The 12,172-nt window shown below is 60.8% G+C and carries 7 protein-coding genes and 1 pseudogene; 1 reads left to right on the forward strand and 7 read right to left on the reverse strand.

From position 1 onward, the window contains the following. Positions 1 to 44: 44 nt before the first annotated feature. From F0169_RS26830 to F0169_RS26860, 7 genes and pseudogenes are all read right to left on the reverse strand, one after another. Positions 45 to 1,573 (reverse strand): annotated as a pseudogene (locus tag F0169_RS26830) (DHA2 family efflux MFS transporter permease subunit). Next, on the reverse strand, positions 1,573 to 2,787 hold the full coding sequence (locus tag F0169_RS26835; RefSeq protein WP_152748112.1) for an HlyD/EmrA/EmrK family protein: 1,215 nt from the start codon (positions 2,785 to 2,787) through the stop codon (positions 1,573 to 1,575). The pseudogene F0169_RS26830 and the gene F0169_RS26835 overlap by 1 nt, the downstream one beginning before the upstream one ends. 15 nt (positions 2,788 to 2,802) lie before the next feature. After that, positions 2,803 to 4,260: an efflux transporter outer membrane subunit gene (locus tag F0169_RS26840; RefSeq protein ID WP_152748113.1), complete on the reverse strand. Its 1,458-nt coding sequence runs from the start codon at positions 4,258 to 4,260 to the stop codon at positions 2,803 to 2,805. Next, positions 4,257 to 4,730: a MarR family winged helix-turn-helix transcriptional regulator gene (locus tag F0169_RS26845; protein ID WP_152748114.1), complete on the reverse strand. Its 474-nt coding sequence runs from the start codon at positions 4,728 to 4,730 to the stop codon at positions 4,257 to 4,259. Before F0169_RS26845 ends, F0169_RS26840 begins: the two co-directional genes overlap by 4 nt. A gap of 188 nt (positions 4,731 to 4,918) precedes the next feature. Continuing rightward, positions 4,919 to 8,593 carry a translocation/assembly module TamB domain-containing protein gene (locus F0169_RS26850; protein WP_172979570.1) on the reverse strand — a complete coding sequence of 1,225 codons (3,675 nt, stop codon included), beginning with the start codon at positions 8,591 to 8,593 and terminating at the stop codon, positions 4,919 to 4,921. Continuing rightward, the gene (locus F0169_RS26855) at positions 8,590 to 10,317 is read right to left on the reverse strand and encodes an autotransporter assembly complex protein TamA (RefSeq protein WP_152748115.1); all 1,728 of its coding nucleotides are present in this window, start codon (positions 10,315 to 10,317) and stop codon (positions 8,590 to 8,592) included. The genes F0169_RS26850 and F0169_RS26855 overlap by 4 nt, the downstream gene beginning before the upstream one ends. A 64-nt stretch (positions 10,318 to 10,381) precedes the next feature. Beyond that, positions 10,382 to 11,032: an N-acetyltransferase gene (locus tag F0169_RS26860; RefSeq protein WP_058415566.1), complete on the reverse strand. Its 651-nt coding sequence runs from the start codon at positions 11,030 to 11,032 to the stop codon at positions 10,382 to 10,384. A gap of 168 nt (positions 11,033 to 11,200) precedes the next feature. Here F0169_RS26860 and xthA point away from each other — a divergent pair, with 168 nt between their 5' ends. After that, positions 11,201 to 12,013: an exodeoxyribonuclease III gene (xthA, locus tag F0169_RS26865; protein WP_152748116.1), complete on the forward strand. Its 813-nt coding sequence runs from the start codon at positions 11,201 to 11,203 to the stop codon at positions 12,011 to 12,013. The last annotated feature ends 159 nt before the right edge of the window (positions 12,014 to 12,172 follow it).

Consider the following 12,172-nt stretch of genomic DNA (forward strand, 5'->3'; position numbering starts at 1 on the left):
AAAGCCGCCTTTGATCGGCTTCAACCACTCATCGAGTAAAGCCGTTAGTGCCCGGAAGCTTCCGGCCCTGCCTTCGCCCCAAATGGCGGCTTCGCCAGCCACACCAACAGCATCAAGCCCATAAACATCCACCCCAGCAACGTGAAGTAATCCACGGTAGACATCATGTACGCCTGGCTGCTGAGAATCTGGTCCAGTTGCGCATACGCCGTGTGCCCTGCCCCGCCCAACGCATTCAGCGCGTCGCGGGTCGCCGAGTCATAGGTGGTGATGTTCTCGCTCATGTACGCATGGTGCTGGTTCGCTCGGCGAATCCAGATCCAGGTCGTCAGCGACGCCGCGAAGCTACCGCCCAGCGTACGCAAGAAGGTCGCAAGACCTGCGCCATCGGCAATCTGGCTGGGCGGCAAGTCGGACATCAGGATGGTCAGGGTCGGCATAAAGAACAGCGCCACACCGATGCCATGAACAGCTGCACCATAGCGATGTGCTGGAAGTCCACTTCATTGGTGAACCCCGCCCGCATAAAGCAGCTCAAGCCAATCGCCAGGAACGCCAGGCCCGCCAGCAGACGCAGGTCGAACTTGTGCGCATATTTGCCCACAAACGGCGACATCAACACCGGCAGAATCCCGATCGGTGCCACCGCCAGGCCCGCCCAAGTCGCGGTATAACCCATCTGCGTTTGCAGCCATTGCGGCAGGATCAGGTTGATACCGAAAAAGCCCGCATACCCCAGCACCAGCACCACGGTGCCGATGCGAAAGTTACGGTAAGCGAATAGCCGCAGGTTAACCACCGGGTGTTTATCGGTCATCTCCCAGATCACAAACACCGCCAGGGCAATCGCCGAGATTGCCGCGCCGATGATGATGAAGTTGGACTCGAACCAGTCCAGGTCGTTGCCCTTGTCGAGAATGATCTGCAAGGCGCCGACGCCGACGATCAGGCTGAGCAGACCGACATAGTCCATCGGCTGGTAACTGGTGACCACGGGGCGTTTCTTCAATTGCGAACGCACCACCATTACCGCGAAGACGCCGATCGGCACGTTGATAAAGAAGATCCACGGCCAGCTATAGCTGTCGGTGATCCAGCCGCCGAGGATGGGGCCGGCAATCGGCGCCACCACCGTGACCATCGCCAATAACGCCAGGGCCATGCCGCGCCTCGCTGGCGGGTACACCGCGATCAGCAAGGTCTGGCTCATCGGGTACAACGGCCCCGCGACCAAGCCTTGCAGCACCCGAAAACCGATCAGCTCCGGCATCGAGGTGGAAATACCACAGAGGAACGAGGCCACCACAAACAGCAGGGTCGCCCACAAAAACAGCTTCACTTCGCCAAAACGCCGGGCCAACCAGCCGGTCAGTGGCAAGGCAATGGCGTTGCTCACCGCAAATGAGGTGATCACCCAAGTGCCTTGCTCCGAACTCACGCCGAGGTTGCCGGAAATAGTCGGCAACGCCACGTTGGCGATGGTGGTGTCGAGCACCTGCATGAAAGTCGCCAGCGACAGGCCAATAGTGGCCATCAGCAGGCTCGGCGGCGTGAAAGAGGCCTTACTGTCCATTAGCGTTGCGCAGCCTTGGGCGCGGCGAGGCTGTTGTCATGGATCAACTGGTTGATCATGGCGTCGGCTTCGCCCAATTGGCGCTCATACACATTGGTGGTGAACGTGGCTTTTTGCGGCGGCTGTTGCGCCAGTACCGGGCCGCTCTGGTCGTGCAAGTCGACGCTGACCAAGGTGCTCAAGCCCACACGCAGCGGGTGTTTGGCCAGTTCTTCGGGGTTGATATGGATGCGCACCGGTACGCGTTGCACAATCTTGATCCAGTTACCCGTGGCGTTCTGCGCCGGCAGCAGCGCAAAGGCACTGCCGGTACCGGCGCCAAGGCTGTCGACGGTGCCGCTGAACTTAACGTCGCTGCCGTAGATATCCGACTCGATGTCCACAGGCTGGCCGATCCGCATGTCGCGCAATTGGGTTTCCTTGAAGTTGGCGTCGATCCACAGCTGGTTCAGCGGGATCACCGCCATCAGCGCCGTACCCGGCTGCACACGCTGGCCCAGTTGCACGGTACGCTTGGCCACGTAGCCGGTGACCGGCGCGATCAAGGTGCTACGCGCATTGGCGAGGTACGCCTGGCGCAATTGCGCGGCGGCGGTTTGCACATCCGGGTGGGACGAAATCACCGTGTCGTCGACCAACGCATTGCTGGTTTTCAGCTGTTGCTCAAGGTTGGTCAATGCGTTCTTGGCCGCCGTCAGGCTGTCGCGTGCATGCGACAATTCTTCTTGGGAAATCGCGCCGCCCTGAGCCAGGGTTTTACGCCGATTGAAGTTGTCCTGGGCGGTTTGCACGTCGGCTTTCTGGGCGTTGACCTGGGCTTTCATGCCATCGACGTTGCTGTACAAGCCGCGCACCTGGCGCACGGTGCGAGCCAGGTTGGCTTGGGCACTTTGCAGGCCGACGGCGGCGTCATTCGGGTCGAACTTGATCAGCACCTGGCCTTCGTGGACCAGGTCGCCATCGTCAGCGCCAATGCTGACCACGGTGCCGGTGACCAGCGGGGTGATTTCCACCACGTTGCCATTCACGTAGGCATCGTCGGTGCTTTCGTAGAAGCGCCCGTAAAGCTCATACCAGCCCCACACGGCGGCAGCGGCGAGCATCACGATCAGCGCCAGGCCAATCAGCATGATTTTGCGTTTGCGTGGGTTGCTGTCTGTTTTGGGTTGCTCTTCAGGTTGCTCTGTTGCGTTATTGCTGTCGGCAGTGGCCATTACAAATACCTCAAATTATTCCGTGCGGGTGGCGGGGCTGGTCGTGGTCGCGGCCACGTTATCGGCGTTAAATCCGCCACCCAGGGCTTGCATGAGTTGAATCGAAAGATCTATCTGCGCGGCATTCAGACTCGCCAGTTGGCGCTGGGCCTGCAGCAATTGCTGCTCAATGCTGAGCACGTCCAGGTAATTGCCGATGCCAGAGCTGTAACGCTGAACACCGGTGTCGTAGGACTGCTGGGCAATGTCCGCAGCATGTTGTTGCGCCTGGATCTGCCGACCGGTTTCGCGCAACTGCACCAGGCCGTTACCAATATCGCCCAAGGCTTGCACCAGGGTTTTGTTGTACTGGGCCACGGCCAAGTCGTAGTCCGCGTCGCGCGCATCAAGGTCGGCGCGCAGGCGGCCGCCATCGAAAATCGGCAACGAGATCGTCGGCGCAATGCTGAAGAAACGGCTGGCCGAACCAAACATTGCATCCCCCAGCAACGACTCGGCCCCGGCGCTCGCGCTCAGGTTGAGGTTGGGGTAAAAGCGGGTTTTGCTCGCGGCGATGTTCTTGCTCGCCGCCTCGACACGCCAGCGCGCGGCGATAAGGTCCGGGCGTCGGCCCAGCAGCTCGGCGGGCAGTACCGAAGGCACCGCAACTGCGCTGGGCTGCAGCACATTTGGACGCTTCAGTTCACCGCCGCGGTCGGGGCCTTTACCGAGCAATACCGCCAGCGCGATCTTGGCGCTTTGCAGTTGTTTTTCCGCGTCGATCAGTTGCGACTGGGAGCTGGCTTCGAGGCTTTCGGTTTGCTGGTACTGGTACTGGCTGTCGATGCCGGAGCTGAGGCGGCGCTTGCTCAGGTCAAGCATCTGACGCGTGCGTTTAAGGTCGTCATTGGCCAGGTCACGCACGATATGCGCCTCGCCCAAATCGCTGTAAGCCTTGGCCACGTTGGCGGCCAAGGTCAGCCGCGCGGTTTGCTGATCGACTTCGGCGGCGCGCGCCTGGCCCAAGGCAGCTTCCCACGCGGCCCGCTGGCCACCCCACAGGTCGAAGTTGTAATTGAAGCTGGCGCCGATGTTACGCACGGTCGCGTAGGCATCGCCCTGCCCTCGCGGGTCCTGGTCCTTGGCCAAGCGCGAACGGCTGACGCCGCCGCTGGCGTCCAGGGTCGGCATGCGTTCGGCATTAGCGGCATAGGCGGCGGCTTCGGCCTGATGCGCACGGGCACTGGCCACTTGCATGTCGGGGCTGTTTTGCAATGCTTCCTGGATCAGCCCATCGAGCTGCGGGTCGCCGAGGCTTTTCCACCAGTCGGCGCTCGGCCAGGCGGCACTCGACAGGGTTACGCCGCTGAGCGATTTACCGGTTTGCAGGGTATTGGCGTCGAGGCGTTTGCCTTGGGTATCGAGGCCGCCGAAATTGGCGCAACCGGCAACGCTGATGGCTACCAGCACCAGGCAAAGGTTACGTGTGTTCATTGTTTACCTACCCGCTGGATGACGATGGCGTCACCGGCAGCTACCAGAATTTTCGTGAGGATGGCTTCCAGCGTCTGTAATTCGCCGGGCTCCAGTGCACCGGCCAGCTCGTTCATCGACTGGGCACCGATGTTCGGCAGCATGTCGGCCAGGCGCTGGCCGTCTTCTGTGAGTACCAGCTGTACCTGACGCCGATCCTGCTCGGAACGCTTGCGCGCCAGCAGGCCCTTTTGCTCCAGGCGATCGAGCATGCGGGTCATGGAACCGCTGTCCAGCGACAAGTTGCGGCACAGCTCGGCGGGCGTGTTGATGTCAAACTGGGCAATGATGATCAACACCTTGAACTGCGCGGCAGTCACGCCGTGCGGCTCCATATGGGTGTCGATAATGCGGTCCTTGAGCAGCGCCGCACGGCCCAGCAGCAGCCCGAGATGACAGTTGCGAAGGCTGTCAGGGGTGAAGTGTTTCATCGAAAGCCACCTTATTACTGCCTAGGCAGTGAATGTGTGACGAGATGTTACTGCTTAGGCAGCGAATGTGGAAGAAAATAATTAGCTAGCTTGCTAATTTTACGACGGGAGGATTGGAAGGCAGTCAAATAGGGGGGCGGGCTTGTGTGGCGAGCAAGCCCGCTCGCCACAACATGCCGCGTCCCTATTTAGAAATCGCGTTTGTAGAAAATATCCAGCGAACTGGCCACACCGCTGGCCACTTCCAGATACACCTTCTTGCTCAACAGATAGCGCAACGCGATGGTGCTGGCCGGCTCAAACACACCGACCCCATAACGCAGGCTGAGCTTGTCGGTAATCTTGCCGCTGGCCACCACCGCCGTGGTGGTGCCGCTGCCTTGCGTGTCGAGGTCGAAATCGCGCAGGCCCAGCTTGGCTGCAATATCCGACGTCACCCCGGAACTGCCCATCAGGCCAAGGCCCAACGCCGCTTGGGCGAGTACGTTGTTGTCTTCACCGCTGGTGCTCAGCGGACGGCCGAGCACCAGGTACGACAGCGCCTGCTCCTGGCTCATGGCCGGTTCCGAAAAGATCTGCGTGGTCGGCTGTTCAGCGCTGCCGCTCAGGCGGATACCGGCAGTGACGTCGTCGGTTTTGCGCACCGCTTCAATATCCAGATAAGGCTGGTCGAGCGGGCCGGCAAACAGCAGCCGCGCACGGCGCACATCCAGGCGCTGGCCGTAGGCGCGATAACGCCCGTCGTTGAGCCACAGCTCGCCACGGGTGTCGAGGTTGTCGCCGATGTGCACATGGCCCTGCACTTTGGCGGTCAGGCCGAAGCCTGCGAAGTTGAGGGTGTCTTCGCCCACCACCACGTCGATATCCATGGCCATGGCCATCGGCGGCTTGCCCTCTTCGGTCTGGCTGCCGACGATCACCGTGTCATCCGAGACCTTGACCGTCGACGGCGGCAGTTCGCGCACGGTGATGTCACCGCGCGGGATCTGGACCTTGCCGGCAATCGCCAATTTGTCGTTCTTCAGGCTGATTTTCAGGTCGGGCGCCACTTCCAGCACGGCATACGGCTCTACCGTGACCGGCAGTTGCGAGCCTTGCAGGCTCAAATCCACGACCAGTGCCTGGCCCCAGTCGATCTGCCCCTTGAGGCTGCCCTGCCCGGCTTTGCCACTGTGCCAGGCGCCGTTCAATTGCACGCTTTCACCGGCGATCAAGGCCTGCACATTCAAGCCTTCCAGACTCATCGGCAATTCAGGCCCGGAGACCTCGCCGCCGACCAGGTTCACGCTGCCGTTGACCTGCGGCGCCAGCAAGCCACCGGAGATGCGACCGCTGCCGTTGAGCCTGCCGTTGAGCTTTTCGACCATCGGCACAAATGGCCGCGCGACGGCGAGGTCGAGGCCGTTGAGGCTGAAATCGCCGCTGATCGGCTTGTCTTTCGGCAGCGGGTTGATCTGCGCCTGCACGCGCAATTCGCCGAGCTTGCCGCCGCGAAAATTAAGCAGGGTGTCGATGCGTTTGGGGTTCAGGGTGGCTTCCAGCTTCAACGTGTCGTAGGGGAAATCCAGCCACTGGTCCTTGTCTTTGACGCGTAAGGTACCGCCGCCAGCATCCACCGAGACCACGCCTTTAGGGCCGCTGTCGGGCAGGTCGAGCTGCACGTCGGCGTTGAGTTTGCCTTGCCACGCGAAGTCTTTGGGCAACCATGCCGCCAAGCTGTCGATGGGGAATTGCTTGAGGTGGTAACGCAACTTCGGCTCGGGCATCAGCCGCTGGTCCTCACCACACAAGCTGGCGGTGCCTGCGACCCAGCAGTGCGCGGCAAAGGTCAGTTTGCCGTCAGCCAGCCGTTCAATTTTCGCCGGAGCCTGCAGCTTCCAGTTCTGGCCACCGGCTTGCACATCACCACTGGCCAGACGCCCGCGCCAGTTGCCTTGGTCGAGGTTGCCATCGGCGCCCAGCGCCAGTTTGACCAGCGGGCCAGCCAGGTTTAGCTGCACTTGCTGACGCTTGATGTCGCCTTGAGCGTTGGCGGTCAAGGTACCCAGTTGGGTATCGCCGGCCTGGATACCGCTGCCTTTCAGGTCGATCTTCGCGCGCTGGGCATTGTCGAGCGCGGCGTCGAGGCTGAGGTTTTGCAACTGGTTGTCGGCAAACGCCAGTTGCTGACCTTTGAGGCTGAGTGTGCCTTGCGGCGCCTTCAACGTACCGGCCACATCGACCCGTCCATTGATTTGCCCGCGCAGTTGCGGCCACAACTGAGCCAGCCGCGCCAGCTTGATGTCGATCTTCCCGGCCAGGCGTTGCTGCAAGCTGCCACTGCCGTAGATGCGGTTGTCGCCCAAGCGAATATCCAGGTTGCCCAGGGTCCATTGCTCGCCCGCGCCTTCGGCTTTGGCCGCCAGCACGGCAGTTTGCCCGCGCAAGCGGCCCTTGAGGTCGAGGTCGGCATTCAGCGTGAGCTGTTGATTTTTGAACTCGCCCTTGCTGCGCAGCGGGCCAGCGAGGGTGCCCGGCAATTCGCCGACCCAGTACGCCGGGTTCAGCGCCGAGAGGTCCAAGGCGGTGTCCCAGGCAATGCCGTCGGCAAATTGCAGGTTCAAATGGCCTTCGGCCTTGCCTTGGCCAGCGGTCAGTTTCAGCTCAGGCAGGAAGATTTGTTTGAGGTCGCCGCTGAACGGCGTGACCACCGTGAACGTGCCGGCCGGGCCGTCGAGGTGGGCGTTGAGGTTGCCGAGGTAGTTGCCGTCTTTGTAGGAAACCTCACCGTTAAAGGTGCGCAACGCGACTTGCGGCTCGTCAATTAATGGATAGAGGCGATGCCAGGGGAAATCCAGCCAATCGATTTTGGCGTCGGCACTGAAGCCTTGCTGCCAGTCCAGTTGCGCGCTGAGTGTGAGGCGCTGGTTGTCGCCGGCATTCAGGTCCAGGCCTGCGATCTGCGCGCCCTTGGCGTCGACCTTGCCTTGCAATAGCAACTCTACCGGGCCTTTTTCGGCGGGTAACACGGCCTTGCCCAACAGTTGATAGCCATTGCTCAAGTCGCCCTTGGCGGTGAGGTCCAACTGGTTGAGTTGCAGGGTGTCGGGTAGATCGGCGCTGGGCTTGAAGCCATCGGCGGTGATGTGCAATTGCGCGGGTAGGTTTTCTACCAGCGGTTGCAGCTCGCCGCTGAGCTTGGCGGGCAAGTAGCCGCTGCTGTCGGCGTCGAGTTTGAGGGTGTTGAGCAGGTCGCCGTCGACCTTGAGGGCGACGTTCCAGGGCGCGCCGCCGGGAGCGTATGGCAGGCTCAGGTTGCCGGTCGCCGTCAACGGCCAATCGCCGCTCGGTTGCAGCAAGCCAGTGAGGTCCAGCACCAAATCGTCGCGTTGCAGGTGCACCGAGTCGATCTGCATACCCGCAGCCGTCCAGTGCGCCGCCAGTTGCAAGCCCTTGAGTTGTTCGCTGCCATTAAACAGCAGGCTACCGACGCGAACGTCGCCTAACTGGATCGCCACCGGCAGCTTAAGGTCCGGCAGTTTCAACGGCCCGCTGCTTTCTTCGGTGCTCGGTGGAAATTGCAGGGTGACCTGTTCCACATCCAACTGTTTGATGCACACGGTCATGCGCAGCAGGCACGCCGGCGACCATTCAAGCGTTGGCGCATTCAGCTCAACCCGGCTGCTGCCTTGCTGCCACAGCAGATGATCGGCGCTCCACCGGCCACCCAAATGGCCCTGGAAATTCTCCACGCTCAACCCCGGCACTTGGCCCAAGGCCCAGCGGCTGCCGCCCTGCGTACCCAGCACGGCCCACAGCACCAATAGCAGCACGGCGAGCACAGCCGCGATGGCCAGCCCGGCTATTTTCAAACCACGTATCACAGCTCAGGCCCCATCGAAAAGTGCAAACGAATACCGCCCGGATCTTCCAGCGCATGCGCCAGGTCGAGGCGAATCGGCCCCACCGGGGAGACCCAGCGTACACCGACGCCGACACCGGTTTTAAGGCTGGGCATGTCAAGGTTATTGAAGGAGTTACCCTGGTCGATAAACGTCGCGATGCGCCATTTTTCGGCGATTGAATATTGGTACTCGGCGCTCAGCGCAACCATGTAACGCCCACCGATGCGGTCACCGCGGTCGTTCTCTGGCGACAGGGTCTGATACTCGTAACCGCGCACACTTTGGTCACCACCGGCAAAGAAGCGCAGTGACGGCGGCACGGACTGGTAACCATTGGTGGCGCTGCCGCCGAACTGTGCACGGCCCAGAAAACGGTGGTTATCCCACAACGTGGTCAAGCCCTTGATAGTGGCCGTGCCGTAAATCAGGTTGGTGTCGGAGCCGAGGCCTTCCTTGGCGACCTTGGCGTCGAACATCAGGCGATAGCCATTGTGCGGGTCGATGCGGTTGTCACTGCGCAGGTAGGAATAATTGATCCCCGGCATCACCAGGTTACTCAGGCCTGAGTCATTGCCCAGCCGATACTCTTCGCGCTGGTATTTGAGCGAGATCACCCGCGTCCAACCGCTGGGCAATTTGCTGTGCCATTCCGGCCCGAGAGTGAGCAATTTACTCAGCGCGTCAGTATTGGCGATTTCTTCATTCTGGTAGCCGCCGGCGAAGCGCAGTTTATCGGTGAGCGGTGGGTCCAGCGGCACGTCGTACCACAGGCCAACGTTCTGTCGCGGCGCCGAGAGTTCGGCTTCCCAGCCATAACTGTGGCCTTGTGGGTTGACCCAGTGGCGGGTCCAGTTGGCTTTGCCGCGCGGGCCAACGTCGGTCGAATAACCGAGGCCCAGGCCCATGGTGCGTGGCTTGCGGGTTTCGAGTTGCACGGCCACCGGAATCACATCGTTGGCCGCAGCGGCGGGGGCGGCGTCTACGCGTACGCCCTCGAAAAAGCCGCTGGTTTGCAGGTTTTGATTGAGTTCGGCGATCAATTCGGAATCGTAGGGCGTGCCACTTTTGAACGGCACCATGCGTTGCAGCAGGTCTTCGTCAAACGGCGTGTCGCCGGTAAAGCTGACCTTGCCCATGGTGTAGCGTGCGCCGCTGTCGTAAACAAGTTCGATGTCGGCAACGCCGGCTTGCGGGTCAACTGAAAGCTTCTGGCGGGTAAAGCGCCCATTGAAAAAGCCGTAACGCGAGGCCTGGTTCTGAATCAGACGCTTGGCGTCTTCGTAACGGCCATGGTTGAGCACGGCGCCGGAGACAAGGTCGTCGCTGGCAGGCAGGCGAAAAGCCTTGAGGCTCGCGGCCTGGCCGTCGACCCGAATGGTCACGTTGCGCAAATGCACCGGCTCGCCGGGATCGATGGTCAGGATCAGGCGCGGGTTCTTGCCGCCCTTGACCTCACTGGCGATTTGCGGCTGATAGAAACCCAAGGCCTGCGCCGCCTTGCGCGCCTGCTCTTCGGCGCCACGGCTGAAGCGCAGCAGGGCTTCTTCATCGCGATCGCCTACCCCGCCGATATAGCCTTCAATGTTGGCTTTCAACGCGTCGTTTGAAGGCTTGATGCGCACGTCCAATTCGCTTTGCGCCAATGCGCCGCAGCTTGTGAACAGCAGAATCAAGCCGCTGGTAAATCTTCCTGGAAACTTCATAGGCGCGAATGCTACACGAGCTGGAGAGAAACTTAGAACTCAGACAATTCTGAAAAATTCAGCGCTAAGCTTTTGCAGCCGGTAATACCTGAGGATTGGGATGGAAAAACACATGCTCCAGGATAGGTCCTACAGCAACTTCGCCGATTTCCTCATAGCCCTGGCGTTTGCAGAAGTCCAGGTAGCGTGAATTACCGGTATCGAGCACTACACCGGATGAGTGCGGGTCTTCGGCGCACCAATTGTGCACGGCGGTGAGTAGCTGCTCGCCATAGTGTTCGCCCTGAAATTGCGGATGAATACCCAACAGCGGCAGCCTGTGCACCGACGCGTCAGGCACGCATGCCAGCACCGCGTGGTGGTAGTCCAGATAACGCCGCGTGCCGCGTACGCCGGTGCTCAGCCACATGCGGATTTGCCAGGCCCAACTCTCGGTAATGCCCAGGCGACGCTGCGGTGGCGCGATTAAAGCGATGCCGATCAGGCGATCATTGACGAACAAGCCGATGGCGGGCAGTTTTTGAAAAAAGTGCTGCTTGACCAGTTCGCGCACGGTAGCGCGTACGCGTTGCTCGTAACCCGGGTGTTCGGCTTCAAAGAGGTAGGCGAAGGTCGGATCATGCCGGTAGGCCTGGTACAGCAGTGAGCGCGCCTCGCGGGAATAGCCGCTGTTAAGCAGGCGAATTTCGGCAACGGCAGTCGAAGTCTCAGGCATACAATCAATCTCTTTGGGCGCCACTCAAAAGATGGCGTTCTCATGGGTACGAACTTGTACGGCGCAAGTCGTTCCCAGACATTAGCAGTGCATCCCGTCTGCCGCCATGCTGGCCCCCGTTTGACTTGTCGGCTAGCATCGACGTTTTGCCAGACTGGACTGCCGACCATGAAAATCGTCTCCTTCAATATCAACGGGCTGCGCGCCCGCCCCCATCAGCTGGCGGCGCTGATTGAAAAACATCAACCGGACGTGATCGGCCTGCAGGAAACCAAGGTTCACGATGACCAGTTCCCGTTGGCCGACGTGCAAGCGCTGGGTTATCACGTGTATTACCACGGGCAAAAAGGCCACTACGGCGTGGCCATGCTTTCGCGCAGAGAAGCGCTGAGCGTGCACAAAGGTTTTGCCAGCGATGCAGAAGACGCCCAGCGCCGCTTTATCTGGGGCACCTTCGCCGATGAGCACGGTAACCCGGTGACGGTGATGAACGGCTATTTCCCTCAAGGCGAAAGCCGCGACCACCCCACCAAGTTCCCGGCCAAGCAACGCTTTTACGAAGATTTGCAGCAATTGCTGGAAAGCCAGTTCAGCAATGACCAACCGTTGGTGGTGATGGGCGACGTGAATATTTCGCCGGAAGACATCGACATCGGCATCGGCGCCGACAACGCCAAGCGCTGGCTGAAAACCGGCAAGTGCAGTTTTTTGCCGGAAGAACGCGAGTGGATGGCGCGCCTGAAAAACTGGGGCCTGGTGGACAGCTTCCGCCACCTCAACCCGCAGGTGAGCGACCGCTTCAGTTGGTTCGACTACCGCAGCCGTGGTTTTGAGGACGAGCCCAAGCGCGGGCTGCGGATTGACGTGATCCTGGCGTCCAACGGCTTGCTGCCGAGGGTCAAGGACGCGGGCGTGGATTACGATTTGCGCGGTTTGGAGAAGCCGTCTGACCATGCGCCGATCTGGCTGGAATTGAGCTGACCATCGAGTTGGGTGTGTAGCTTTTTGGTTATTTGGTGCCGGCGAGCCGCCGCGCTTTTGTGGGAGCGGGCTTGCTCGCGATGCAGGCACCTCGGACCATCAGTTCACACGCGTCGATGCCATCGGGAGCAAGCCCCCTCCCACAGTTGGCAGCACTGC

It is taken from the genome of Pseudomonas kitaguniensis (genome assembly GCF_009296165.1).
Classification (GTDB): domain Bacteria; phylum Pseudomonadota; class Gammaproteobacteria; order Pseudomonadales; family Pseudomonadaceae; genus Aquipseudomonas; species Aquipseudomonas kitaguniensis.